The organism is Deinococcus aquaedulcis (assembly GCF_019693445.1).
Lineage (GTDB): Bacteria > Deinococcota > Deinococci > Deinococcales > Deinococcaceae > Deinococcus > Deinococcus aquaedulcis.
Genome location: NZ_JAHRBL010000005.1, coordinates 160,513 through 184,935, shown reverse-complemented (window position 1 = coordinate 184,935; position 24,423 = coordinate 160,513). Strand labels below are relative to the sequence as shown.

Genomic DNA, 24,423 nt, shown 5'->3' with positions numbered 1-24,423 from the left:
CCCTTACGCCAGTTGCGTGCGCAGCCACTGATGAAGGGCGCCCAAGTCCAGGGGTGCTGCGGGCCCCGGCGTGGCGGCGCCATGCAGGGTGCGGATCAGCTCGGTGGCCTGCTGGCGCTGCCCCATGTGGATGTGGGAGGCCTGGGCGGCGGCGCACAGAAAGGCCAGCGTGCCGGCCGGGTCCTGCCGGTACAGGTCGGGGGCGGTCAGGCGCAGCAGTTCAATCAGGTTCCAGGGATTCTCGCGCAGGCGGGGCTGCTGCAGGGCCTGCCGCGCCGAGCGCCGGGCCTGCGGGGCCCGCCCCCGGGCGTAGGCCAGCTGAACGTCCAGCAGCAGCAGGTCCACCCCGGCGGTGTTGTCCTGCACCGTGGCGGTGACGCGCTGAACCTCGGCCATGGCGTCCTGGGCCGCGCGCCAGTCGCCCTGCCGCAGCGCCAGCCGGGCCCCGCAGAGCAGCCCGGCCAGCTGCTGGCGCACCTCGCCGCTGCGCGCCCCTGCCGCCGCCAGAGCCTGCGCTTCCTGCTGCAAGCCCGGCAGATCCACCTGGGTCATGTGGGTGCGCAGGGCCAGCAGCCGCTCGCGTAGCGGCCAGGTGTGCGCTTCGGGCAGGTCGCGCAGGCCCGCTTCGAGTTCGGCCATCTGCCCGGCCAGTTCGGCTTCCTCGCCCAGAAAGGACAGCACAGTCAGCAGATTCATGCGGTAAAAGCGTTCGCGCATGGGGTCACCCAGATGCCCGGCCAGCCGCAGGGCCTGGCGCAGCAGGTCGGCCGCCGCGCGCATCTGCCCCTGTTCCCCGCGCACCGAGGCCAGGGTATTGAGCACCTTCATGCGGCTGGCGGGATCGGCGGCCAGGGGGCCCTGCAGGAAGACCCCGGCCAGCGTCTGGGCGTCCAGCAGGCGGCCTGCGCGGTAGGCCAGCCACATGCTGCCCACCTGCAGCGCGGCCTGCACGGCGTCTGGGGCGCCCAGTTCCTCGGCGCGTTCGCTGAGGGCCAGCAGGGTTTCCATGCCCGCCGCGTGCATGCCCCGGCGGTCGTAGTGGGCCATCAGGTGCTCGGCCAGGGCCGGGGTCAGGGTGGCGGCGCACAGGGCGGCGTGCATGGCCAGGGTGAGGTTGCCGCGTTCCGGGTCGGTGGCCGGGTCCTCGGGGGCGCGGGCGGCAAAGCGGCCCAGGTGAAACTCGGCGTGGGTCTGGCGCGCGGCCTGCAGCAGTTCTGGCTGTATGCGGCCCTGCTCGCGCAGCAGGCCGTCCAGGGCCGGGTACAGGCGCAGGCGCTCGCTGCCGGGCTGATAGGCCTCCAGAAAGGCGTGCTGCAGCAGGGCGTCCACCTCCTCGTGGCCCACGCCCAGGGCCGGGGCGTCGGCGGGGTCAAAGTCTGCGCCCACGCTCAGGCGCAGGGCCGCCGCCTGCAGGGCGGGGCTCAGCATGGCCCAGGAGCGCGCCGCTGCCAGTTGCAGGCCCCGCCGCCCGTCGCCGTCGCCGCCTTCGGTGCGCAGCGCGCCGGCATCCTGCAGCACGCGGTCGTGCACCGCTGGAAGGTCCTCCACCCGCAGCCACGAGGCCGCCAGGGTCAGGGCCAGCGGGTGCCCCAGCAGGCGCCGGGTGAGGCTGGCCACCAGCCCGGCGTTGTGGGCCGTGAGGGCGAAGTCGCGCCGCACTCGGGTGGCCTCGCGCACGAAGACCTGCACCGCGCTGCACACCCCGATGTCCAGCCATGAGGCTTCGGGCGCCGGGCGTTCCAGCCCCCCCAGGGCCAGCAGCAGATCGCCTTCCGGCGCGCGGCCCAGCCGGGAACGGCGCCCAGTGAGCACCCAGCGCACCTGGGGCAGTCCGCTGAGGTGCGCGCGCAGTTCCTCGGGGTCATCCAGGCTGTCCAGGCCGTCGAGCAGCACCACACTGCCAGGGGGCAGCGCCGTGCCCAGGGCCGCCCAGTCGTCGGCCCGGCCCGGCCGGGGGCCGGGCCCCGCCAGCACGCCAGCGAGGCGCGCGGCCACCTCGCTGGCGTGCTGAACGCCCTCGGTGTCGGCCAGATACACGGTGCGGCCCAGCACGGTCAGCTCGCGCAGCAGAGCGCGCGCCAGCGTGGATTTGCCGATGCCGCCGGGGCCCGTGACCACCGCCACGCCCCCACCGGGGTGCGCGGCCCAGGCCATCAGGGTGTCCAGTTCCGCTTCACGCCCCAGCATGCGCGCGGCGGGAATAGCGGCGCGCCGGGCACTGGGTACGCCGTCGGTGGCGCGGCGGCCGGTCAGCTCGCGCAGTTCGCTGCGCAGCGCGGCTTCCAGGGCGCTGGCCGGGGCACTGAGGGCCAGCAGGCGCCGCAGGGTATCGGGCTCGGCCGGGGGGGCGCCGGGCAGATCGTAGGCGCGCTGGGCCCAGTGGGCAGCCAGACCGGGTTCGCTGCGTTCGGCCAGCAGCAGGGCCTCGCTCTGCACGTGGCGGGCCAGCCGCTGGCGCCAGTGTTCGGCCCACTCCTCAAATTCGGCCGAAACGTCGGTGACGTTCAGGTCGGGCAAAAAGGCCCCGACGTAGGCCTGGGCGGCGGCCTCGCCGCGCAGGTTCAGCAGTTCGGCGGCGTCGCAGGGCAGCCCGGTCGAGAGGCGTTCCTCGCCCCACAGGGCGTCTGGGCAGTATTCGCGCAGGGCGTGCAGCGCCACGCGCAGGCTGACTTCGGGTTTGGCAGCGCGTGGCCACAGCAGCGCGGCGAGGTGGCGGCGGGTGGTGGGGCCTTCAAGCGCCACGATCACCGGCAGCAGCAGCGACTTGACCTTGCGGAATTCGCCCAGTGAGAGGCCACCCAGGGCACGCAGCCGCAGGGCCCCGGCCGCCGCAGGCCGACCCTTGGTACTCGGAGGGGCAGGGGTTCTGGACATGAAGACGTTCACCTATGGTAGCGCGTGGGCGGCCGGGTACGTGCCGGCTGCGCCCGGGGTCAGCTTCCCCGCCGGTCTCATACGGATTCGGGTTCAGCCGTTCTGGAAGAACTGGTGAACCCGGCCGGCTGGGCTCGCAGAGCGGCGCAGCAGAGAAAGCCAAACGGGGATAGAGAGGCGTGGAAGCACCGAAGCGAAGGGGCGGTCACGGATGACCCGGACCCCGGATCATCAATGGTTCGGCCACTTTTCAAGCCTATCGAGGGAGCACAGTTCCGAAAACGTCGTTTGAAAGGCTGAGCCCGCTCGCCCCCCGCCCAGCCGCTCACACAAGGGGGGAGGAGTAAAGGTGCCCTACTGATCGCGGTTTGTTGTGGCTGCTCGTTGCAGTGAATGCTGAACCTGTCCGAACCATTGATCATACGGTTCCCGTTCCACCCGTGATTGAATCGGCGGCTTCTCGATTCGCGCTCTCTTTTCCAGGCCAACTTTTTTTCCCCTCTCGCGCTGCTCGGGTTAAACAGTTTGTGTCACTGTTCAGGTTCGGCGTGGCCCTCGCCGCGTGTGGCGTCGCGCAGCGCGGCCGTGAAGGGTTCCACCTCTTCGGGCAGCAGCTGCACCTGCAGCGTCACGCCGCCCTCGCCGTACGTTTCCTCGCCGCGCAGGGCGCCGCCGCTGTCGAGCAGGTGGTACAGGCGCCCCAGGTGGGCAAAGGGCACCTCCACGCGCAAGGTCAGGCGCGGGCGGACCGTGATCCGGGGCGCGGCGCGCAGGCAGGCGGCGGCGGCCCCGCTGTAGGTCCGGGCCAGCCCGCCGGTGCCCAGCTTCACGCCCCCGTAAAAGCGCACCACCACGATCATCACATGGTCCAGGCCCTGGCCTTCGATGGCCTTCAGCATGGGGGCGCCGGCCGTGCCGCCGGGTTCGCCATCATCGTGAAAGCGGTATAGGGGCCCGATGCGGTAGGCCCAGCAGTGGTGTGTGGCGTCCGGGTAGCGCCCGCGCAGGCTGTTCAGTTGCGCCAGCGCCTGCTCTGGGGAGTCGGCGCGGTCGGCAAAGGCCAGAAATTCGCTGTTCTCCACCAGCAGGTCCTCGCGCCAGGGGCCCGCCAGCGTGGCAAAGGGCGCGGGCAGCTCGCCAGGACGGCTCACAGCAGCACCCAGAGACCTTGGGGGCAGACACCCTCAACGTCTCTGGGACGAACGAAGGGAGTGCCTGCAGAAGACAGCGGCGCCCACGGAATGGAGAGGCCGCTGTCTGGCCCCAAGGTGCAACTGGTCGCCGCTGTCAGAGCAGCCCCCGGGCCTGCAGCGGCGCGCGGGCGTGCCACAGCGTCAGGCTGCTCGCGCCGTCCTGAATTCCGCCGCTGTCGAGCAGCGCGTAGGCCTCGCGCAGCGGCATCACCACGCGCTCAATGGTTTCGGTGGCCTCGTGGGCGGTGTCGCCCAGGGTCACGCCCAGCGCCAGAAAGGGATAAAAGATCACGCCGCTGATGCTGGGCTGCGGATAAAAGCCCGGCAGCGCCACCCACTCGGCGGCCACGCCGCCCACTTCCTCCTGCAGTTCGCGCGTGGCGGCGTGGTGCAGGTCCTCGCCGCGTTCCACCCCGCCCGCAACCACCTCGGTCACGGTGGCGCGCAGGGGATAGCGGTACTGGCGGATCAGCACCGCCTCGCCCGCCGCCGTGACCGGCAGCACGAACACGGCGCGCGGGCCACGCGGGCGGTACTGGTACAGGGTTTCCACGCCATTTTCCAGGCGCACCCGGTCTTCATAGACGGTGCGGAACCCCGCGACCAGCACCCGGGACTCCAGGGTGTGCCACGGCTGGGTGTCGTCCTCGGTCAGGGTCGCCCAGTTGGGGTGTTCAGGCATACGCGCAGGCTAGCAGGGGCCGCTGCCGGGCAGGGGCAGGTGGATTCCCAGCGGCCAACCGTGGCGGGCCGCGATCAGGCGGCGGGGCTGGGGGCGCCTGCCAGGCTGTCCGGCTGCGCGAGGCTGGCCTGCGGGCCATAGGTGGCCTTGAGCTGGCGCTCCACCACAAAGAAGGCGGCCATAAAGCCGCCGGCCCCCACGAGCAGGCTGGGCAGCCGCACCACCGCGTTCACACTGGCCACCTGGGCATTAAAGGCCTCGGTGCCGAAAGGCGCCGTGACCTGCAGGAAGTTGTACACCGAGTTGCCGGCGCCCAGCAGCAGTTGCAGGCCCCCGAAGACGGCGCTCCCCACCACGAACGCGCGCCCCATGGCTGGGTGCTCCAGCGCCGCCAGCAGCGCGGCGCGGTGCGCAGGCTTGCTGGGCAGGGCCAGCAGTTGCAGAAACACCTTGAGCAGCGGCGTGCGCGTTAGGGCGCTGACCAGCACCAGGCCGCCCAGCAGGTAGGCGTTCACCGAATCCTTCAGCGCGTGCCACAGGCCGTCCACGAACCAGAAGGCCAGCGCGCCGTTTATTACAGCGCTCAGGCCGCCAAACAGGGCGATGGGCGAGAAGTTGCGTCCCATCAGCAGGTCCCACAGCACATAGGCCACGGGAATCAGCGCCGACATCAGATACGCGCGGATGTTCCCACTCTGGCCGCCCCCCAGCGCGGCGGCCACGCTGAAGCCGCTGCCCAGCAGATTGGGGCTAAGGATCAGAACAGGCAGCCCCACGGTGATCGCGAGGTCAAGCAGGGTTTTGCGCAGCGCCGGGTTCATGACTGGATTCTGCACTCTGGGTCAGTGTGGCGCTGCCTAGAGTGTGGGGCTGGAACAGGTCAACAGGTCAGAAGACGCGGCAGCGGAAAAGGGGGTGTGGGGTGGTCGGCAGGCGCGTGCTGGCCTCAGCGGCGGCTTCCCAACAAAGCGAGGACAAAAAGACATGTTCCCCGAGCTGCGCCAGCCGCACGGTTGAACCTGTCCACACCAGGGCGCTTCTACGGACCCTGCCTGCAGCGTTCTGGCCGACCATTCGGGCAGGCTGGCGAAGCGGCGCCACAGCCGGGCACCGCGCGGCGCGGCCACTCTTCGAGACTGCAGGAGAGCAAGCAGGAGAGGAACACCCACCACCCGGTTTTGTTCCAGGCGGCGGGCTCCTGGCGGGCAGTGCCGACGAGGCTATAGGGTCAAAGAAGCGGGCGCTGCGCCGCCTAGACCGGCGCTCCGCCGCCCCGGTTCAGGGCGCTGTCGGCCCACAGGTAGCGCGCGGCCAGGGTGCGGTAGGGCTGCCAGCCGGCCAGCACCTCTGCGGCGGGCTGCTCCGGGTACAGCCGGGCCAGCCCCTGGCGCAGCGCGAGGTCGCCCATGCTGAACACATCCGGGCGCGCCAGGCCGAACATCAGAAACATCTCGCCGGTCCAGCGGCCAATGCCGGGCAGCGGCAGCAGGGCGGCGATCACAGCCTCGTCGTCCTGGGTGCCCAGGTGCGCAAAGTCCACGGCGCCGCCCCGGGCCGCCTGGGCAATGGCCTGCACGGTGCGCACCTTGGCCCAAGACAGCCCCGCACCCCGCAGCGCGTCCGGGGCGGCGGCCAGCAGGGTATCCGGGGTCAGCTCGCCCAGCAGGGTTTCCAGGCGGGCGTAGATGGTGGCGGCAGCTTTCACGCTCAGCTGCTGGCCGGTCACGTTGCGCACCAGGGTGGCAAAGGGGTCTGGGGTGGGGACCAGCACAGGCAAGTCGCCCACCCGCGCGATCACGACCGCCATGACGGGGTCGCGCGCGAGGTGGGCTGTGGCCCCGGCATGGGTGGTCAGGGGAGCAAGGACAGGAGACGAGGCAGGCATCGGTCCCATTTTCGGGTGGCCCGCTGCCTCCCACAGCCCCGCCCACCACAAAGCGCGGCCCCCGGCCACGTGGGGCCGGGGGCTGGAGCGCGGCGGCGCTTACTGCGCGCTGATGCCGGTGTAGCTGTAAATCCAGTTGATAAAGCCGTTCACGCGGGTGTAGACCCCGTAGCCACGGCACTCGGCCGGGCCATACGACACGGCGCCCAGCACATAGAACTTGTTGTTGTAGCGCGCGGCCAGCGGGCCACCGCTGTCACCGTTGCAGGAGTCCTTGCCCTGGTAGTACTTGCCGCAGATGGTGTTGGCCGGGCGGCTGCCGCAGTCGCTGCCCGTGGGGGTGATGGGAATGCTCACTTCACGCAGGGCGCGCGGGCTGGAGGACCCGGTTTCGGTCTTGCCCCAGCCGCTCACGGTGGCGAACTTGCCGTTCACGTCCAGCACGCTTTCGGTGGCGTTGTTGGGCAGGGCGGCGGGCTGCACGGTGCTGCCCAGCGTAAAGGCAGACACGCGAATCAGGGCAATGTCGTTGGCGCTGGTGCTGCGGTTGTAGCTGGGGTGCATCACGATCTGCGCGGCGGTGCGCAGCTGCCCGGTGCTGGTGGTCAGGTCGTTGATGCCGGCGCGCACCCGCATCTGCGAGGCGCTGTAACCATCCACGCAGTGCGCCGCCGTCAGCACCCAGGTGGAGCTGATCAGGGTGCCGCCGCACCAGCCGCTCATGTAGTTGCTGGGGGTCACGCTCACCTGGTAGGGACGGTTGGTCACGTTGGTCACCACGCCGTACACGATCTGGCTGCTCAGTTCGTCACTGAAGGCCTTTTCGGTGCCCGTCACCGTGATGCTCTCCTGAGGCAGGGCGGCGGCCGTCACGTCCGGGGTGGCCTGGGGAGAGCAGGCAGAAAGGGCGAGCAGACCAACAGCCGACAGCAGCGCGTGCAGGGGTTTGAACATGTCAGGAAACCTCGGGGCAGGAGAGAAGACGGGGGCAGCGGCAAAAGGCAGCGGGCGGCGTCAACTTGACGCCGCCCGGCAGGATTTACTTCGTTTCGACCAGGGTGTAGGAGCCAGAGCCGGAGTAGCCGTAGACCTCCCAGCGGTAGGTGCCGCTGCTGGCGGTGTAGGTGATGGCCTCGGTGCTGCTGGCACCCTCACTGGCGGCGACATCCACCCACGAGGAGCCGTTGTAGCGCTGCAGGTAGAGGTCAAAGTCGGTGCCGGAGGGGCCGCTGAGGTTGCCCTTGAGGGTGCCGCCCGCGTAGGAGAAGCCGCTCGTACCGGGCTTGTAGCTGCTGGCGCCCTGCGACACGCTCCCCGTGTAGGTGGTGGTGCCGCCCGTGGGGGGCGGGGTGGTGCCGCCGGTGCCCGTGAACAGCAGGCGGTTGGGGCTGCCGGTGCCGGCGTTCGTCACCTTGCCGGTGGTGGCGTTGTTGATCATGGCGCTGGTCACGGCGCTGTTGGTGCTGTTGCCCGCCGCGATCAGCAGGGCAGCGGCGCCGGCCGCGTGGGGCGAGGCCATGGAGGTGCCGGAGATGGTGTTGGTGGCGCTGGTGGAGCCGATCCAGGTGGAGGTGATGTTGCTGCCCGGCGCGAAGATGTCCACGCAGGTGCCGAAGTTCGAGAAGCTGCTGCGGGCGTCCGTGTTCGTGGTGCTGCCCACGGTGATGGCGCTGGCGGCGCGGGCCGGCGAGACGTTGCAGGCGTTCTGGTTCTCGTTGCCGGCGGCCACCACCATGATCAGGTTCTTGCTGGCGGCGCTGTTCACGGCGTCGTCCACCGCCTGGCTGGCCCCGCCGCCCAGGCTCATGTTCGCCACGGCGGTCGCGCTGCCCTTGTTGCTGACGGCCCAGTTGACGCCGGCAATGACGCCGGAGTTGCTGCCCGAGCCCTGGCAGTTGAGCACCTTCACGGCCACCAGCTGCACGCCCTTGGCCACGCCCCAGGTGGCGCTGCCCACGGTGCCGGCCACGTGCGTGCCGTGCCCCTGGCAGTCCGAGTTGTTGCCGTCACCCGTGGTGTTCGTCCCCCACACCGCGCGCCCGCCAAAGTTGCTGTGCGCTGTGTTGATGCCGGTGTCGATGATGTACGCCTTCACGCCACTGGCGGTGGAGTTATAGACGTAGTTGCCGTCCAGGGGCAGGTTGCGCTGGTCAATGCGGTCCAGGCCCCAAGTGGCGCCGCTCTGGGTGGCGGTGGCGTGCATCATGCCGTCCTGCTCGATGTACTTGACGCGGGGGTCCTGGCGCAGGGCCTGCAGGTTCTGGGCGCTCAGCTTGGCGGCAAAGCCGTTCAGAACGGCGCCGTAGATGTGCTGAACACTCACGCCCTGGGGGTCCAGGTTCAGGCTCTGGATCAGGCCGCTGGCGCTCTGGGCGCTCAGGTTGCTGGCGGCGCCTTCGCTGAAGACCACGATGTACTGGCCGGAAATGGCTTCAGGGTTGCTGGTGCCCAGGAGGGGGGCCAGGGTGCGGGTGCGGGCGGCCTCGCCGGCCTGGGGGGCGGTGGTCTGGCTGCCGCAGGCGGCGAGCAGCAGGGTCAGGGCGAGGGTACCAAAGGCAGAGGAAGCAAGACGTGCGTTCATGGGAAACCTCCTGGGCTGTTCCACGGCCTGAGCAGCGAAGCGACAACATCCACGGACCGCTGACACGGCCGGGCGCTTCTGTCAAGTAAATTTGGGAACTTTGCAGATAATACGCACCCAGCTCTGCCATTGGATGAATGACAGAACTCTGACAGGGAATTGGTACACCCTGAGTTCAAAATGAAGGCCTGCACTGCGTTCGGGACGCAGTATTTTTTGTCCAGAATAAAGAGACAGTAACATTTGCTCGATATTCACATGAGTCCGTTCTCATTTTACTAATGTACTGGCCTGTCTAGGAGCCTGTCGTGCGCTATCTGGGGCGTCTTCTGAACTGTCAATTGAAAGTTTCGCCCTCTGGCTTCCTCAGAAAGCGCTCTGTTCTGTGGGGGTTGGCTGAGGGTGGGGACAGGTGTCCTGCACTTGTATGAGCAGGGGGGAGTGTGGCAGGTCAGGGCTGTAGACATCAGGCTGCAGCACATGTCCGGGCTATGTCAGCTGCCGCTTGGTCCGGCGGACCTGGAAAAGGGGCAGAGGGGAATGAATGCGCAAGGCGCACCCTGAGGGCCCGCTCGTTGGGAGCCGATTGCCTGCCGGATCGGTGGACTTGGGCACCCACCCCGACTCTGCCGGTTTGGGCTTCAAAGCCGCTGCCTGTAGGTGTGTCTGCCTTGCCGTTCGGGGGTCGCCGTGTGTCTATCCCTCAAGGGCTCTGGAGTGAGCAATGGAAGAAAGGGTTTCAGACAGTTTGCAGGCTGCTGAGGAAAAGATCGGGTGGGCCGCTTGAACTGCCGAGCCCCCTTGGCTGCGCCGCTCTCCAGGTCCCAATTGCTGCGGGTCCCCCGCAATAGAGCAAAGGAGAAACAGCGTGCTTGTTGGGTCGCACCATGCGAACTGCTGAAGCGATTCGCGTTCCCAGTAAGAGGGATTTGGGAAAGCCTGTGGGGCCAACGGAATGACGGGCCGATTCCTGGCCGTGGGGTGGAACAGGCACCCGTTTCCAGGCTTGAGCAGGGGAGAGGACCGGCCCAGCCAGCCTCGCCACTGTTGCGCTGTTCCCTGCCGGTAGAGGCCCTTGGTCCATCCCAGCTACAGGTTCCAGCCGCCGGCCACTTCGAGCTCCTGGCCAGTCAGATAATCGCTGGCGCGCACGAAATACAGCGCGGCGTCCACCACCTCCTGCACGGTGCCCACGCGCCCGGCGGGAATCTGCGCCACCGGCTGGCTGAGGCTGGTTTCAATGACGCCGGGGCTGACCACATTCACGCTGACCCCACTGCCCGCCAGCACCTGCCCCAGCGAGCGCGACAGCTGCAGCACCCCCGCCTTGGCGATGGCATACGGCACGATGCCGGGCCGGGCGACGAGCTGCGCGGCCCCTGCATACCCCAGGTTCACAATGCGGCCCCAGCCCCGGGCGCGCAGCAGCGGCGCCGCCTCCTGGCAGGTGGCAAAGGTGGCGGTCAGGTTGCTGCCCAGCATGTCGGCCCACTGCTCATCGGTGGTGTCCAGCAGCGGGCGGTGCACGTAGTTGCCCACGTTGTTCACCAGCACGGCCAAGCCGCTGCCGCTGGAAAAGGCCCGGTGCGCTTCGCGGACCAGCGCGCGGGCCTGGGCGGGCACCGTGACATCGGCGCTCAGGGGCAGGGCCTGCACGCCCCGGGCGCGGCACAGGGCCGCTGTCTCGTGGGCGTCGGCCACGCTGCGGTGGTAGTGCACCGCCACGTCAAAGCCTTCTTCGGCCAGGGCCACGGCCAGTGCCCGCCCAATGCCGCGCGCCGCGCCGGTCACCAGCGCCGTGCCGCGTCCTGGCCTCATGGGCGCGCCTCCTGGGCAGCCAGGGCCACCAGGGTGCGGGTCACGGTGTTCAGCGGGTAGGCGGGGGCCTGCAGCAGTGGCACCCAGGCCCACTCGGCAATTTCCTCGTTGGGGGTCACGGTGTCCTGCTCAGTGGTGGCGAAAAAGTCCACCAGCAGCATGTGGGCGGGCTTGTGGAATTCGGGGCTCAGGACCGCTTCCTGGGTCTGGGCATAGCGCACGTCGCGCAGGGGCAGGCCCACCTCTTCGGCCAGTTCGCGGCGCACGGCCGCCTCCAGGCTCTCGCCCCACTCCACCTTGCCGCCCGGCACGCCCCACAGCCCCCGCCATTTGGTGGTGCGCACCAGCAGCACCCGGCCCCCTGGGCCCCAGACCAGCGCCCCCACGCACACCAGCGGACGTTCCATGCGGGCCAGAGTACAGGGCCGCCCGGGGCGCCAAGCGGATGAACGCTTATAGAGTTCCTGGCCTTTTGGGGGCGTGGTTAGCGGCCCCGGCGGCGCATCACCCGGCGCTCCAGCCCGGTGATCAGCAGGTACACCAACACCCCGTAGCCGATGAGCAGGCCAATGGCGGCAAATTGCCCGGCCTTGTTCTGGTACACGCCCGCCACCTGCACGGCCAGCCCCAGGCCCTTCTGGTTGGGGTCCACGAATTCCCACACCACCGCGCCAATCAGGGCGAGGCTGGCCGCCAGCCTCAGGCCGCCCAGCAGCACGGGCAGGGCGCCGGGCAGTTCCAGGCGGGTCAGGCGCTGCCAGCGCGTGGCGCGCAGCGAACTGAACAGTTCGTGGTAGGTGGCTTCCAGTTCACGCACGCCCACCAGCGTGGCGACCAGAATCGGGTACAGCGCGCTGAGCGCCGAGACCACCAGCGCGGGCACAAAGCCAAAGCCCAGCCACGACACCAGCAGCGGCGCCAGCACCACGATGGGCGTGCTCTGCGAGGCCACCAGGAAGGGGCTGAGAAAGCGTTCCAGCGCCCGCCACTTGGCCAGCGGATAGCCGATCAGCACGCCAGCCAGCGCGCCCAGCAGCGTGCCCAGCAGCGCCGTGCGCACCGTGACCCAGAACGCGGCGGCCAGCGCGGGGGCGGTGCGGACCGCTTCCTGCCACACCGCGCCGGGGGTGGGCAGCAGAAAGGGTTGGTTCAGGGCGTGCGCGCCCCAGGCCCACAGCGCCAGGGCCAGCGCCACCGCCGCCACCGGCAGCACCCAGGCGCGGCTGCGCGCCCGCACGCTGTCCAGGCGCAATCGGGTGCTGTCGCCGGTGCCCAGCACGGCGCGCAGGTGGGCTTCCAGGCCATCGGTGTAGGCGCTGACCCGGCCTTCGCCGCGCGTGTCCAGCAGTTCCACAATCCGTCCGCCGCGCAGCACCGCCACCCGGTCGGCCAGCCACACCGCCTCGCGGATGGAGTGGGTGACCAGCACCGTGGTGCGCCCTGTTTTTTCGTGCAGATGGCGCAGTTCGGCGTTGAAGCGCTCGCGCACCAGGGCGTCCAGGGCCGCAAAGGGTTCGTCCAGCAGCAGCACGTCGCCGCTCTGGGCCAGGGCGCGGGCCAGCGCCACCCGCGCGCGCATGCCGCCCGACAGCTGTGCCGGGAAGTAGGGCCCGTAGGCCTCCATGCCCACCATCTTCAGCGCCTCGCCGGGGGCCAGGCCGCCGCCGGTGCCCAGGTCGGCGGGCAGCTGCACGTTGCGCAGCGCGGTGCGCCAGGGCAACAGGCGGTAATCCTGAAACACCAGCGCAGGCGGCGTGGCGATGTGAACGGTGCCCCGTTCGGGCTTCAGCAACCCCGCCAGCACCCGCAGCAGCGTGCTCTTGCCCCCGCCCGACGGACCAATGAGGGCCAGGAATTCGCCGCGCTGCACGTCCAGCGTCACGCCGTCCAGAATGAGTTCGCCGCCCAGGCGCACGGCGATGTCCTGCACCGCCAGCGGGGCCTGGGCCGCTGGCTGGGCCTGGGGTTGCGGCTGGGCTGAGGTCATGCCCGGGCCTCGGCCGGGGGGGTGGGCGCGGCGGCGGGGCGGCCCCGGGTGTTCACCAACACCACGCCCGCCACGGCAATGGCGCCGCCCACCAGGGTCACGGCGGTGGGCACCTCGCGCAGCCACAGCCACGCGATCAGCACCGCGAACACGGGCGAGACATACAGAAACGAGGTGGTGGTGCCGGCCCCCACGCGGGCCAGGGCAAAGGTCCAGGTGAGGTACGCCAGCGCCGCTGGAAACAGCCCGATATACACGAGTGCGAGGTGTGCCTCAAGCGGCGCCTGGGCCAGCGCCGTGCCGAAGCCCGGCAGGAACACCAGCATGGGCACGGTGCCCAGGATCAGCGACCACACCGTGAAGTGCAGCGGGTTCATGCGTAAGAGCAGCGGTTTCTGAAACACGAAGTACAGGCTGGTAAACAGCGCCGCCGCCAGAATCAGCAGGGCGCCCTGGGTAAACTGCAGGCTCTGGCCGCTGCCCAGCACGATCAGCGCCACGCCGCCCAGGCTGATCAGGGTGCCCAGCCAGCCCAGGTGGTTCAGGCGCTCGCCCGCAAAGCGCGTGGCCAGCAGCGCCGTGATGACCGGCCCCGCCGCGATGATCAGGCTGGCAGTGCCAGCGGGCACGCTGACCTCGCCGTAGTTCAGGCAGATGTGGTACAGCGTGATGCCCGAAAAGCTGAGCAGCGCAATGCGGCCCAGGTCTCCCAGCGGCGGCAGCGGAATGCGGGCGGCCACGGCGTAGAGGCCCAGCGCGGCGCTGGCGACCAGAAAGCGGTACAGCGTGACGTGCCCAGGTGAAAAGGCTTCCAGCCCCGCGCGAATCCCCGCAAAGGCTGAGGCCCAGAACACGATGGTGACCAGAATGGCCCCCAGAGACAGGGCGTCCAGTTGGCCGGGCACAGGCGCGCGCATACGCCCGCCAGCATAGAGCGGGCATGGCCCAGTGGCGCCCGGTAGGCTGTGCAGAGGCGCGCTGTTCGTGATTGGCGTGAAGTCTGGGCTCTGCCTCCCTTCATCACCCAACGGCGCAATTGGTCTTCGGACGAATATGATGCCGTGATGAAACGGATGTTCATGGGCTGCGTCATGGTTCTTCTTGGGTCTTGTGCGCCCACCACGACAACCAACGTCAAGACTGGGCCCTCCCTCCTGGCGCAAGGTCAGGAGTGGACCATGACTGTGAATCAACAACCGGGCGAACGCCTGATCCTGCCCATGCGCATGCAAGTGGGACTCGCAGAAGCGGTAGGGAAAGGCAGCACCGGATTTGGTCCCGTTGTGCGTCAAGATGCCGCCGGGTCAGAGTTTGACGCGTTTTTCCTTGCCGCCGAAGATGGCAATCCTGTCTTTCTTGCGGCCATCCGGTCGTTGACAGTGCTGGGATTCCGTGATGTCCGTACGTGTCTGGTTCGTCAACCACATGCCAGGCTGAACGAACCTCAGCAGGGCCTCTTTCTGAAGGTCGCACCAGATCATCCTGAGTTCCAAACTGAAGGTCAGAAGTACGTTGACTCAGGCGACCTGATGGGGAAGCAGACCTGCACCCTAACGCGCACGAAGTAAGGACAGCACTCGGCCGAAACGGAAAGGACGCTGGACCGCTGCACGGTGCGGGTGCTCATGGGCACGCCTGGGAAAGGACAAGGGCGGCCGGCAGGAAACAGGTCATGCGCCATGAGAGATGGATAGGTGTTCAGATATTCGGGCGCTTGACTGGGCTCTGGTGGCCCTGGTCTGAGGCGGCGCTGGGTGTTCGGGCCGCACAAGAGGGGTGCCGCTCCTGGCCGGCACCGGGCCGCATAAGGACACGCTGAGGCCCCGCACACCTGCGCCACCGGCGCGCCGACGAGGATAGAGCCCACAGGAGGGCCCCTATGGACGAGCGCAGCCCGCAGACCAGCACCCCCGAAACCATGGCGAACCACACCGGCAACGACCACAGCACCCACGGCGCCAACACCAACCTGGACCCGGCCCTGCAGGGCGGCCCGGCCACCGCCAGCGATCAGGCCGCCACGCAGGAGATCGAGCAGCGCCGCAGCGGCGACACCCGCGAGGCCGAGTCGGGGTAACCGCAGGGCGGCCCCCCCTGCAGGCACCGTCCGCCTGCCTTCACCGCATGCTGGGCCCCGCAAGTGGCCCAGAGCCCTTAATCTTCGTTGGGGCTCGCTTCACGCGCGCCACCCAAGGCACCTCATACACTGCCCGCACGGAGGGAATCATGACGAACAGCAGCAGCACGACCAGTAGCACGGGAATGGCAGGCATGGATCAGGGCCGCATGATCAGCGGGGCGGCAGGTGGCGCCCTGCTTCTGATGGGCCTGCGCAAGCGCGGCATCCTGGGCCTGGGCATGGCCGCCGTGGGCGGGTACCTCGCCTACCGCGCCGCCACCGGCAACGACCCCGTGATGGCCGCCGCCGGCCTGAGCGGCAGCGCTACGGCCGCCAAGCCCATTTTTGTGGAGCACAGCGTGGTCATTGACCGCCCCGCGCAGCAGGTGTACGACTACTGGCGCAAGCTGGAGAACCTGCCCCAGGTCATGAGCCACCTGGAAAGCGTGACCACCCTTGACGAGAAGCGCAGCCGCTGGGTTGCCAAAGCACCCCTGGGCACCCACGTGGAATGGGAAGCCGAGATCGTGAATGACAAGCCCGGCCAGCGCATCGGCTGGCACTCGCTCCCCGGCGCCACCGTGGACAACGCCGGCAGCGTGCAGTTTGAAGAGCTCCCCGGCGGCGGCACCCGCGTGCACGTGGCCCTGTCCTACCGCCCGCCCGCTGGCCCCCTGGGCGCGGCCGTGGCCAAGCTGTTCGGTGAAGAGCCCAGCCAGCAGATCGCCGAGGACCTGCAGAAGTTCAAGGCGGCCTTTGAAGGTGGCAGCAAGAACTGACGGAGAAGGTGGAAAGGTGATGGTCGGGGGTGCTCCGGCCATCACCTTTTTTGGGCCGGGAGGGCAGAAGAGAGAAGAAGGTTGATGGCTTTTGACCATCAACCTTCTTCCATGCACCATCAACTTACTTCTCGACCAAGTACGCCTTTTCAATCACATCCGGGGTGCCGCCCATGCCGGGCTGAATGCGGGTCAGGCGGTCCAGCACGTCCAGGCCGTCCACGACTTTGCCGAAGATGGTGTGGCGGCCGTCCAGGTGGGGGGTGTCCACGAAGGTGATAAAGAACTGGCTGCCGTTGGTGTTGGGGCCCCGGTTGGCCATGCTCAGGATGCCCTTGCCCCGGTGGCGGTGGCCGTTGGGCTCGTCTTCGAAGTCGTAGCCAGGGCCGCCCGCGCCGGTGCCGGTGGGGTCGCCTGCCTGGGCCATGAAGCCATCAATGACGCGGTGGAACTTGATGCCGTCGTAGTAGTGGTGACGCAGCAGATAGGCAAACGAGTTGACGGTCACCGGGGCGTCGTCGGGGTACAGCTCAACCACAATGCGGCCCTTGCTGGTTTCCAGGATGGCGCGGTACTGCTTGCCGGGTTCAATGCCCTCGCCCAGTTCAGGGGCCTGCGAAAAGCGCGTCTGACGCTCGGCGGCCAGTTCGGGGGTGGGGGCAAAGCCGTCGGCCTGATAGGTGTCGGTCATGCGGGGCATTGTAAAGGGTGCGCGGGAAGCAGGAGGCGGTGCACAGGAAAACGGCTGTTCACCACGGTCTGCACGCCGCTTCTCCTTGGGCCCTGTCCTGCCCCACCGCATCTGGGTCAAGCGTGGAAGGAGCGGCTGTTCACCGCTTCCTGCACCCCGCGTCCCGCCTCCCCTTACTCGCCCGTCCGCGCCCGCCGCTTCTGGTACGCCCCCGTCAGCAACTCCGCAATGTATTCGCGAATAAAGGGCATGTCGCTGGCCTCAGCCGCCGCGATTTCCTCGTCGCGGTCGTAGGTCAGGCGCACGTAGGTGGCGCTGTGGGCCGGGCCGTGGGGATCAAATTCCAGCACCAGATAGCAGGGCAGCGTGGAATCCAGGGGATTGCCCACGCTGCCGCAGTTGATCAGGGGCCGGCCCTCCACGTCCAGCATCAGGGCCTCGTGCATGTCGGCGTAGACCAGGGCGTCGGCGTGCTCCTTCAGGCCAAACTGCGCATTTGGCGCAAAGGCTTCGAGTTGGTCGTGCAGGCTGCTGTGCGGGTACAGGCGGTGAAACAGGCCCCGGCTGCTGGCGTGCACAAAGCGCCACCACGCGCCGCCAAACTGCTCCTCGATGCCGTAGGGCAGCTCTGAAAGGTAACCCAGGGCGGCGGGGCTGAGTTTGCTGCGCGGCCATAGATCCTGGGGGCGGTGGGTGGCGCCGGCCACCCGGGCGTCCCAGTTGCCCTGAATCACGCGCGTGGCGTGGGCCTGGGTCCAGTCCACCACCTCACGCGGGCGCGGGCCCTTGCCCACCAGATCGCCCAGCACCCAGATGTCCGTGAGGCCGCGCCGCTGAAGGTCTGCGTGAACTGCGAGCGTGGCCGCCAGATTGGCGTGCAGGTCCGCAAGGATGGCGAGGCGAATCATGCACCCGAGTCTAGCCCAGCCCCCGCCGAACGCCCGGTCAGATTGTGACGGCGGCGCCTTGTGCCCGCCTGGGGCCAGGACGCGGGTGTTGACACCGCCTCCACGCCGGGCATTCCCTTAACCCAGCTCGTGGTACTGGCCCCGGAAGTACACCAGGGGGTCGTCGTCGGTGTAGCGGCTATAGTCCACGAAGCCCAGGTACAGCGTATGGTCGCCCGCCGGGATGACCTCGTGCTTGCGGCACACGAGCTGCGCCACCGCGCCGCCGATCAGGGGCAGGCCCTCATGCTCGAACCAGGGCACCAGTTCCTCGGGGCCCGGACGCCCGGCAAAGTGGTCGCTGAGGTGGCGCTGCGCCGCCGAGAGCACGCTGACCCCAAAGTGCGTGACCTCTGGGCGCGAGAGCAGCGCGTGCATCTGGGCGCGGTTGTCCACGCTGACCAGAATCAGCGGCGGCTGCAGGCTGACCGACACAAAAGCGCTGGCGGTCATGCCCCGGCGCTCCTGGCCGTCGGCCGCCGTGATGATGGTCACGCCGCTGGCAAAGCGGCCCAGCGTTTGCCGGAACTCCAGGGGCGAAAGGCCACCGGTCATGGACTGCGGTTGAGTCATGCGGCGAGTGTAGCGGCTGGGGCGGGGCGGGCCGTTCCGTTCTGGCAGACGCCAGCCCCTAGGGCCGTGCGGGAGGAAGAGCCGGGACCGGCGCTGCCGGCACCGCCTTCACGTCGCGCAGCAGCAGGTCCGGCAGGCGCACCACCCCTTTGGCGGGCACCGTTTCAGTCCAGCGCTGGCCGCCCACGCGCACCTCGGTGGGGCCGGGGGGCAGGGCTGCAAAGCCGTAGTGGCCGTTGCCGTCGGTGTCGGCCTCGGCGACCAGCGTGCCGCCCTGCCACGCCTGCACGCGCTGGCCGCCGGGCCTGGCGAGGCCCGTCACGCGGCCCAGCAGCCCCCGGGCCACCGGGGCGGCTTCGGTCCAGGGCGCGGGGGCGGCCAGGGCGCCGCCCGGGGCGCGCAGCACCTGGCGCACCGCCTGCAGGCCCTGGGCGGCGCTCTGGCGCTCGCCATACACATCCAGCGTGGGCGTGCGGTACGAGTAACCCACCCAGCCTAGCCCGGCTTTCAGGGCGCGCGTGGCCTGCGCGGCCGTGACGGCGGGCGAATTCAGGTACATCGCGGTCCCCGAGGCCACCGCCACGGGGGCGCCGTCCACCCGCAGCGCCACCCGGCGCGCAAAGGCGTTCCAGCCGTCATACCAGCCGGCCTGCTCGGGCAGGGGGTCGCGCTTGTAGTTCATCAGCACGTTCAGGTCCAGCCACCCGGCGCGCATCCAGCCGGGCCAGTCCTGCAGCACGTCGGTGTAGGTGCGCGTGGTCTGGAACGCGGCGAGGTCGGCCGGCGGTGTCTGGTAGGTGATGGTGGCCGCGCTGACCCAGAGTTCCGGGTTCAGGGCCTTGGCTTCCAGGGCGATGCGCCGCACCAAATGAGACACCTGCTGGCGTTTCCAGGCCTGCCACGCCGGGTCGCTGGGGGCCGGTGTGCCGGGGCGGCCGGTTTCGGCGCGGTAGCGCGCCAGCGTCTTGGGGTCGTAGCCCCAGGCGCCGCCGTCGGGGTAGCGGATGCGGTCCAGTTGCACGCCGTCCACCGGGTAACGGCGCACCAGACTGAGCACGGCCTGGGCCATGTAGTCGGCGGCGCCCGGGATGGCGGGGTCCAGCCACGCGTCGCGGCCTTCCTGCCAGCTGCCGTCCGGGCGGCGCGAAAGCCACGAGGCTGCGCCCGCCGCCGGGCCGTGGGTGCGGAACACGTGCGCGGCGCGGGTATTGGGCTTGGCCGTGTTGGCCGCGCCCGTTACGCTCACCCAGGCAATCACCTTCATGCCCCGCGCGTGCGCCTGGGCCGTCACGGCGGCCAGCGGGTCGAATCCGGGCGCCAGTTCCGGGTCGGAGACCGAGGGCACGCTGGCGTTCAGACACAGGCAGTCGGCGCGGCGGATGGCCTGCACGAACAGCGTGTTCACACCCAGGCGCGCGGCGTCCTCCACGGTCTGTTTCACCTGGGCCGGGGTGTGCAGCCCTGGCCCAAAGGCGTCCACCCACAGGCCGCGCAGCGCCGCGCCGGGGAGGGTGGCCCCGGGCGCCGCAGCGGGCGGCACAGGCGCCGGGGGCGTGGCCGGGGCCTGTGCCGCCGCCCCCCCCAGCACGAGAGACACGAAGACGGCGCGGCGCAGCAGGGAAAGAGCCATGGTCGTGCCGGGCAGGCTAGAGCATTTCCCGCCCGGGTGCCCTTCATGAGCGTGCGCTGGCTTTTGTGGGAGGGGGAGGCCTGAGCATCCGCCAGTGTGCCGCAGATGAAGAAATGGGCAAGCGGAACTGGGGCTTTTTTGCGGCTGACCGGATGTTAGGCTGCGGCTGCACTTCACCGTTTCAAGGAGGTCTTTCCATGAAGAGACAGATGATGCTGGCCCTGGTGGGCGCTGTTGCCCTGGCTTCGTGCAACATGAACCGCGCCCCCGATGTGACGGGCACCACCCGCAAGGCGAACTTCACGCCGCAGCTGAACACCACGACCGGTTCTGGCTACACCGCCGCCGCCGGCACGGTGGACTACGTGGACATCACCGGGGGCGACCGCCGCACGGTGCTGACCATGACTGGCCTGAAGCCCAACGTGAGCTACGTGGCCCACTACCACGCGCGCGGCGCAGCGGCCCCCGCTGCCACCAACGACTGCGCCTCCAACGGCCCCATCGTGGGCGAGCCCCAGACCATTGGGATGCCCACGACCGCCAGCGCCACCGGCACGCTGACCCTGAAGGGCCTGCAGGCCACCAGCACCCTCTCCAGCGCCGCGTACATCAACGTGCACGAGGCAGGCGCCCTGGCCATCGTGCCCCTGTGCGCTGACATCTGAACCCCGTTTGAACGAGAGAGGCCCGCGCGAAGGCAGCGGGCCTCTTCTCTTGTTTGGGGGTGGTCCTCGGCCGAGGCCGCCCCTTATTCCTCGTCGTCGCTGTCCTCGCTGGCGCTGGCAGCGGCGGGCGTGTTGCGGTTTTTGCCAATCTCGCGCACGCGGCCACTGAAGCGGTTGCGAATGTCCTCGTACATGGGATGCGCGCGGATGTCGCCGGGACGGCCCGGGGGCGTCGGCGCGGCGGGGGTGGGCGCCGGGGCTGGGGCGGGCCGGGGCGGCGGGCGCGACACGCTGTATTCAGCAAAGGGCGCGTCGTCCAGCGGGGGCCCAGGGTCGTCGACAGGGGCCCCGAAAGCGTCCCAGTCGGGCTCCTCGGTGATGGCTTCCACCATGTAGGGCTCGCGGGCTGCCGCTGGAGGCGGCACCCGGTCACCGCCCTGGGCATCGGCGGGGGGCGCCGGGGGCTGCGCGGCGTGGGCGTCGTCCCAGGGCAGGTCCGCCACGGGCAGCGGCGCGGGGGCCACGTCGTCGGGGCTGGCGGGGGGCACCCGGCGTTCCGGCAGGGGTGGGGGCAGGGTCGCCACGCTGGCCGGGCGGGGCGGCGGCGTGCTGGCCGCCTGAGGGGCGGGGCGGGGGGCGGCGGCCGGTGCCGGGGCCGGCTCTACCGATTCAAACTCCGGGCCACGGGTGGCGCGGCGTGGGGGGGCGCTGCGGCCCGGGTCGAAGGGGGCAATGTCCGGCGTGGGGGCCGGCGTTCGCGTGGCGGGCGCTGGGCTGGGGCTCGTGGGGGCGCTGGGAAGAGGGGGCGCCCCGCCCCCATCAGGGTTTCCCCCCAGCTTCACCCGCCGTCCGCCCTCCGGGGCCACCAGTTCAAAGGTCACCGGGCCGAACACCCGCAGCACCAGCGCGCCCACTTCGTCGAACTTGCCCGCCAGCTGCTTGGCGTGGAACTTGTTCTTCTCGTCGTAACTCAGGCTGACGTAGCCGGGTTCGGCGTGCATGCGGGCCGGTTTCAGGTAGGCCTTGAGCTGCATGCTGGCCTGCCGCAGCACATCGGCCCAGTTACCCTGCTGGGGCGGTAGGGGCACGCCCACTTCTTCGGCGGCAGCCTGCACAGCGGCGCGTGCCGGTACAGGGCCAGCGGCGGGGGCGCGGGGGGCCGGGGCCTCGGGCGCGCTGGGGGCCACGCGAACCCCCGCTGCCTTCAGGCTGGCCAGTTCTTTTTCCAGGCGGCCCAGGCGCTGGGTCAGTTCAGCGGGCACGGCGGCGCTCCCGCCGGCACCCACGCTCGCCCCCTGGCCGCCACCATCGGCCGCCAGCAGGGCGTGGGTCAAGGCCAGTTCCAGGCTCTGGCCGTCGGCCGCGCGGGCAAAGCGGGCCTCCTGCTCGTCCAGGGCCGCTTGCAGGCGCAGCAGCCGGGGCACATCGGCGCCTTCCAGGCGTTCGCCGCCCAGGCCCAGTTCGGCGTGCAGGGCCGCGCCCAGGGCCGACACCAGCCCCTCGACCACTGTGCGGGCCGCGAAGCCGTCGCGGTACAGGGCCCCGGCGCCCTGCAGAGCCGCGCCCGCGTCGCCGCTCACCAGGGCCGCCGCAATGCTGCGCACGCGCTCGCCGGGGGGCAGGCCCAGGGCTTCTTCGACCGCCGTGCGGGTAATGGCGTTGCCGGCTGCCAGCATGCGTTCCAGCAGGCTCTCGCCGTCGCGCATGGCGCCGTCGGCGAGGCGGCCAATCAGGGCCAGGGCGGCCGGCTCGGCGCTCACGCCCTCGCGCTGCACCAGCCCACTCAACTTGCCCGCAATTTCCTCGGGCGTCAGGCGGCGAAAACGGTAGTGCTGGCAGCGCGACAGAATGGTGGGAATGATCTTTTCCGGCTCGGTGGTGGCCAGAATGAAAATGACGTGGCTGGGCGGCTCTTCCAGCGTTTTCAGCAGCGCGTTGAAGGCCGCGCGGCTCATCATGTGTGCCTCGTCCAGAATGTAGATCTTCTTGCCGCCGCGCATGGCCGCCAGGGCGACCTTTTCGCGCAGGTCGCGCACGTCGTCTACCGAGTTGTTGCTGGCGGCGTCAATTTCCAGCACGTCGGGGTGCGAGCCCGCGCGCACCGCGAGGCAGCTGTCGCACTCGCCGCAGGGCTTCGGCAGCGGGCCGGTGCAGTTGGCGGTCATGGCGATCAGGCGCGCGGTGGTCGTTTTGCCCACGCCGCGCGGGCCACTGAACAGGTAGGCGTGCCCCACCCGCCCCTGCGACAGCGCGGCGCGCAGCACGTCCTTGACGTGTTCCTGACCCACCACGTCTTCCCAGCGCACCGGCCGGGCCCGCTGATAGATGGCGCTCATAAAGGCCCCTCCACTGCGCGGCTTTGCAAGTTCGGGGCGGGGCGTGGGGAGTGGGTTGTGGGATGTGGGAAAGACAGGAGGCCAGGACTATGGGCGCTTAACCGCTGATTTTCAACCACTCGCCGCTTCACTGCCCCAGTGTAGAGGGCCGGGGGAAGGGGGCGCAGTGAGGCAGGTTGGGTTAAGGGAGGAGGGGAAAGGGGGAAGAGGAAAAGAGCGGTGCTATCACCATTTCGGCAGCGTCTAACCCTTGGACGCTGCTGCACAGGCTTCGGGTCCAGTCAATTCGGGGCGGTATTCGAAGTGCATGGTGTCGTGGTGGTACCAGCGGCCACCCCAGATCCAGCCGTGGCGCTCGAAGACCTGCACCAGCGCCAGGGGAAAGGCGTTGCGGTAGGGAATGCCGCGCTGGCCCTCGCGGTAGCCGCCCCAGGCCCAGTACGCCGAGCGCTCCACGTTCAGGTCTATGGCCGCGCCGAAGGCGTGCACGCTCAGGCGGGGCGTGCCAGCAATCGTGCGCCAGTTGAAGGTGCCCGCACTGGGGGTCACGAAGGGCCGGACCTGGGGCCGCCCGGCCAGTTCGGCCGCCACGGCGGCGAGGCTGCGGGCTGCGCCGTTCACCTGCGTCACGCGCAGTCGCTGGCCGAACCAGTTCACGTCGGTCAGGTGGCCGGCCACCTCGGCGGCCGAGGCGCCGTACATCTTGCGGAAGAACGGTTCAAAGCGCACGCGCCCGGGGTCCACGTTCCACGCCGGGGGCCGCAGCGGGGCACAGGCCGGGTAGCGGGTGGCCAACTGGTCCAGCAGACCCGGTGCGTTCAACAGGTCCACGTAGGTGGCCGCGCGGCTGTGGGTCAGGGGCATGCGGGTGCCGTCCCGCCAGATCAGCGTGTCGCCTTCCACCCGGCTGAGAAACGCGGGGTACGCCCGAATCAGGGCCGCGACCTGCGCCCGTTCCTGCGTGGTCAGGGCAGACGCCGGGGAGGCCAGCAGCAGGGCCAGCCAGAGCCCAACCCTTAGCACGCCGCGAAGCGTGTGCGCCTAACGGCCACAGGTGGACGAGGGCAGCTCGGCCAGGGTGACATAATCGGCCGCCGTGCCCCGGTACACCGACACCCGCACCACGGGCGTGGCGTTCAGGATGCGGTTTTTCAGGCTGGCGGGCACCGTGGCGCGGGCCACCATGGTGCTCAGGGCGGCGCGGTTGGCCTTGCTGGAAAAATACCGCTCGGCGCCGTCGCAGGCGTCCAGTTTGAGGGTGTGGTAGTTCGCGCGGTCCTGCTGGATGATGGCCGCCACGCTCTGCAGCCGGGTGCCGCTGGAATTGAAATGGTCGTCCGTGGACAGGAACGCCACATAGGAAAACAGCAGCTTGGCCTGCGACGCGGCCGGCTGGGCGGGTAGCTGAAGGCGCTGCCCCTGGCTGACACTGCCCAGAAGCAGCGCCGAGAGGGTGAACGTCAGGATGCGGGCATGGGTCATGGAGCCTCCGGGGGTAGGGTCTGTGCGGTCCAGAGGCTTCCAGCCAGGGAAACCTTTGGGAAGAGCCGCGCAGACGTTCGTTAAATGTATGACAGGTCATCAGGTTCAGGGCAACCGCACACCCGGTTTATCCGCGATGCAAAGCCGCAATAATCGGTTAGAGGGCGCCTTATTCGCC

Annotated in this window: 22 protein-coding genes; 4 read left to right on the top strand and 18 right to left on the bottom strand. The window is 69.5% G+C overall.

Annotated elements, in window-relative coordinates; translation table 11 throughout:
* Positions 1 to 3: 3 nt before the first annotated feature.
* The 11 genes from KMW22_RS09000 to KMW22_RS08950 form a co-directional block, all read right to left on the bottom strand.
* Entirely contained in the window at positions 4 to 2,874 is a 2,871-nt protein-coding gene (locus tag KMW22_RS09000; protein WP_221089704.1) for a hypothetical protein, read from the bottom strand.
* Positions 2,875 to 3,404: 530 nt separating this feature from the next.
* The gene (locus KMW22_RS08995) at positions 3,405 to 4,025 is read right to left on the bottom strand and encodes an IMPACT family protein (RefSeq protein WP_221089703.1); all 621 of its coding nucleotides are present in this window, start codon (positions 4,023 to 4,025) and stop codon (positions 3,405 to 3,407) included.
* A 136-nt stretch (positions 4,026 to 4,161) separates the two neighbouring features.
* Positions 4,162 to 4,749, bottom strand: coding sequence for an NUDIX domain-containing protein (locus KMW22_RS08990; protein WP_221089702.1), 588 nt, complete (start codon positions 4,747 to 4,749; stop codon positions 4,162 to 4,164).
* 74 nt (positions 4,750 to 4,823) lie between these two features.
* A complete protein-coding gene (locus tag KMW22_RS08985; protein ID WP_221089701.1) occupies positions 4,824 to 5,570 on the bottom strand; it encodes a VC0807 family protein in 747 nt (248 codons plus the stop codon).
* Between the two features lie 431 nt (positions 5,571 to 6,001).
* Complete coding sequence (locus tag KMW22_RS08980) at positions 6,002 to 6,634, bottom strand: DNA-3-methyladenine glycosylase family protein (RefSeq protein ID WP_221089700.1); 633 nt, start codon at positions 6,632 to 6,634, stop codon at positions 6,002 to 6,004.
* A gap of 99 nt (positions 6,635 to 6,733) precedes the next feature.
* Positions 6,734 to 7,588, bottom strand: a complete 855-nt coding sequence (locus tag KMW22_RS08975) for a serine protease (protein ID WP_221089699.1) — start codon at positions 7,586 to 7,588, stop codon at positions 6,734 to 6,736.
* Positions 7,589 to 7,673: 85 nt separating this feature from the next.
* Positions 7,674 to 9,215, bottom strand: a complete 1,542-nt coding sequence (locus tag KMW22_RS08970) for a S8 family peptidase (protein ID WP_221089698.1) — start codon at positions 9,213 to 9,215, stop codon at positions 7,674 to 7,676.
* 1,089 nt (positions 9,216 to 10,304) lie between these two features.
* On the bottom strand, positions 10,305 to 11,033 hold the full coding sequence (gene tmpR / locus KMW22_RS08965; protein WP_221089697.1) for a bifunctional dihydropteridine reductase/dihydrofolate reductase TmpR: 729 nt from the start codon (positions 11,031 to 11,033) through the stop codon (positions 10,305 to 10,307).
* Positions 11,030 to 11,440 (bottom strand): NUDIX domain-containing protein, encoded by a 411-nt coding sequence (locus KMW22_RS08960; protein ID WP_221089696.1) that lies wholly within the window; start codon positions 11,438 to 11,440, stop codon positions 11,030 to 11,032. The genes tmpR and KMW22_RS08960 overlap by 4 nt, the downstream gene beginning before the upstream one ends.
* Positions 11,441 to 11,517: 77 nt before the next feature.
* A complete protein-coding gene (locus KMW22_RS08955; protein WP_221089695.1) occupies positions 11,518 to 13,020 on the bottom strand; it encodes an ABC transporter permease subunit in 1,503 nt (500 codons plus the stop codon).
* On the bottom strand, positions 13,017 to 13,937 hold the full coding sequence (locus KMW22_RS08950; RefSeq protein WP_221089694.1) for a DMT family transporter: 921 nt from the start codon (positions 13,935 to 13,937) through the stop codon (positions 13,017 to 13,019). Before KMW22_RS08950 ends, KMW22_RS08955 begins: the two co-directional genes overlap by 4 nt.
* Positions 13,938 to 14,084: 147 nt before the next feature.
* Here KMW22_RS08950 and KMW22_RS08945 point away from each other — a divergent pair, with 147 nt between their 5' ends.
* The 3 genes from KMW22_RS08945 (at position 14,085) to KMW22_RS08935 (ending at position 15,918) form a co-directional block, all read left to right on the top strand.
* A complete protein-coding gene (locus tag KMW22_RS08945) occupies positions 14,085 to 14,588 on the top strand; it encodes a hypothetical protein (protein ID WP_221089693.1) in 504 nt (167 codons plus the stop codon).
* Positions 14,589 to 14,899: 311 nt separating this feature from the next.
* Entirely contained in the window at positions 14,900 to 15,097 is a 198-nt protein-coding gene (locus tag KMW22_RS08940; protein WP_221089692.1) for a hypothetical protein, read from the top strand.
* Positions 15,098 to 15,246: 149 nt separating this feature from the next.
* The gene (locus KMW22_RS08935; RefSeq protein WP_221089691.1) at positions 15,247 to 15,918 is read left to right on the top strand and encodes an SRPBCC family protein; all 672 of its coding nucleotides are present in this window, start codon (positions 15,247 to 15,249) and stop codon (positions 15,916 to 15,918) included.
* 124 nt (positions 15,919 to 16,042) lie between these two features.
* Here the strand turns inward: KMW22_RS08935 and KMW22_RS08930 are convergent, their stop codons facing one another.
* The 4 genes from KMW22_RS08930 to KMW22_RS08915 form a co-directional block, all read right to left on the bottom strand.
* Positions 16,043 to 16,609 (bottom strand): peptidylprolyl isomerase, encoded by a 567-nt coding sequence (locus KMW22_RS08930; protein WP_221089690.1) that lies wholly within the window; start codon positions 16,607 to 16,609, stop codon positions 16,043 to 16,045.
* Between the two features lie 173 nt (positions 16,610 to 16,782).
* The gene (locus KMW22_RS08925) at positions 16,783 to 17,517 is read right to left on the bottom strand and encodes a metallophosphoesterase family protein (protein ID WP_221089689.1); all 735 of its coding nucleotides are present in this window, start codon (positions 17,515 to 17,517) and stop codon (positions 16,783 to 16,785) included.
* Positions 17,518 to 17,634: 117 nt separating this feature from the next.
* The gene (locus tag KMW22_RS08920; protein ID WP_221089688.1) at positions 17,635 to 18,129 is read right to left on the bottom strand and encodes a flavin reductase family protein; all 495 of its coding nucleotides are present in this window, start codon (positions 18,127 to 18,129) and stop codon (positions 17,635 to 17,637) included.
* Between the two features lie 58 nt (positions 18,130 to 18,187).
* On the bottom strand, positions 18,188 to 19,759 hold the full coding sequence (locus tag KMW22_RS08915) for a glycoside hydrolase family 10 protein (RefSeq protein ID WP_221089687.1): 1,572 nt from the start codon (positions 19,757 to 19,759) through the stop codon (positions 18,188 to 18,190).
* 197 nt (positions 19,760 to 19,956) lie between these two features.
* Between KMW22_RS08915 and KMW22_RS08910 the strand changes: the two genes are divergently transcribed.
* Positions 19,957 to 20,427, top strand: coding sequence for a hypothetical protein (locus tag KMW22_RS08910; RefSeq protein WP_221089686.1), 471 nt, complete (start codon positions 19,957 to 19,959; stop codon positions 20,425 to 20,427).
* Positions 20,428 to 20,510: 83 nt separating this feature from the next.
* On the opposite strand, the gene dnaX is transcribed toward KMW22_RS08910, so the two are convergent.
* From dnaX to KMW22_RS08895, 3 genes are all read right to left on the bottom strand, one after another.
* Positions 20,511 to 22,763, bottom strand: coding sequence for a DNA polymerase III subunit gamma/tau (dnaX, locus tag KMW22_RS08905; protein WP_221089685.1), 2,253 nt, complete (start codon positions 22,761 to 22,763; stop codon positions 20,511 to 20,513).
* Between the two features lie 243 nt (positions 22,764 to 23,006).
* Positions 23,007 to 23,786, bottom strand: a complete 780-nt coding sequence (locus KMW22_RS19650) for a M15 family metallopeptidase (protein ID WP_221089684.1) — start codon at positions 23,784 to 23,786, stop codon at positions 23,007 to 23,009.
* A gap of 18 nt (positions 23,787 to 23,804) precedes the next feature.
* On the bottom strand, positions 23,805 to 24,245 hold the full coding sequence (locus KMW22_RS08895) for a hypothetical protein (protein ID WP_221089683.1): 441 nt from the start codon (positions 24,243 to 24,245) through the stop codon (positions 23,805 to 23,807).
* Positions 24,246 to 24,423 lie beyond the last annotated feature (178 nt).